This is a genomic window from Nostoc sp. UIC 10607 (genome assembly GCF_047228265.1).
In the GTDB taxonomy this organism is placed as follows: Bacteria; Cyanobacteriota; Cyanobacteriia; order Cyanobacteriales; family Nostocaceae; genus Nostoc; species Nostoc foliaceum_A.
The window spans coordinates 1-940 of sequence record NZ_JBIQNW010000207.1; the positions used below are offsets into that span (position 1 = coordinate 1).

A 940-nucleotide genomic window follows, 5' to 3' on the forward strand; every position below is an offset into this window, starting at 1 on the left:
GTTACATTTGAGCAGATTTGGCAGCGATTAAGCTGTGTATTGCTTAATCGCTAATTCCAAAAGTTCCACAGAGCAATGTAGCTCAGTAGTCAATTACAAGAAAGTATCAGATTCGCTGAATGACTTGATGATGTGTGCAGTCAAGCTAGCTCCAAAGGCTAATAATCCGAACTCTTGTGCCTTAATGCCGTAAGCTAATAGTGGCTCTAGACCATCAGCAACACTGGAAACTTCACTACCACCACCACCACCATAAATAGTAATGGAATCTACATTGTTCAGGTCGTTGAGGAAGCTTTCAGAATCTTGAAACAGTTCAGAACCAGTGGTATTTAGTTGCGAAAGAGCGATACTTGCCATAATTTTCTCCTAAAATAATTATCACATTTGAGCAAATTTATTTGGCAGCGATTAAGCTGTGTATTGCTTAATCGCTAATTCCAAAAGTTCCACAGAGCAATGTAGCTCAGTCGTCAATTACAAGAAAGTATCAGATTCGCTGAATGACTTGATGATGTGTGCAGTCAAGCTAGCTCCAAAGGCTAATAATCCGAACTCTTGTCCCTTAATGCCATAAGCTAAAAGTGGCTCTATGCCATCAGCAACACTGGAAACATCAGCATTACCACCATAAATAGTAATGGAGTCTACATTGTTCAGGTCGTTGAGGAAGCTTTCAGAATCTTGGAACAGTTCAGAACCAGTAGTATTTAGTTGTGAAAGAGCGATACTCGCCATAATTTTCTCCTAAAATAATTGTTACTGTTGAGCAAATTTATTTGGCAGCGATTAAGCTGTGTATTGCTTAATCGCTAATTCCAAAAGTTCCACAGAGCAATGTAGCTCAGTCGTCAATTACAAGAAAGTATCAGATTCGCTGAATGACTTGATGATGTGTGCAGTCAAGCTAGCTCCAAAGGCTAACAATCCGAACTCTTGT

Annotated in this window: 2 protein-coding genes; both read right to left on the reverse strand. The window is 39.6% G+C overall.

Annotated elements, in window-relative coordinates:
- Window positions 1-93 precede the first annotated feature (93 nt).
- Window positions 94-360 carry a hypothetical protein gene (locus ACEYW6_RS36420; protein WP_412983640.1) on the reverse strand — a complete coding sequence of 89 codons (267 nt, stop codon included), beginning with the start codon at window positions 358-360 and terminating at the stop codon, window positions 94-96.
- A 117-nt stretch (window positions 361-477) separates the two neighbouring features.
- Window positions 478-738: a hypothetical protein gene (locus ACEYW6_RS36425; RefSeq protein WP_412983641.1), complete on the reverse strand. Its 261-nt coding sequence runs from the start codon at window positions 736-738 to the stop codon at window positions 478-480.
- Window positions 739-940 lie beyond the last annotated feature (202 nt).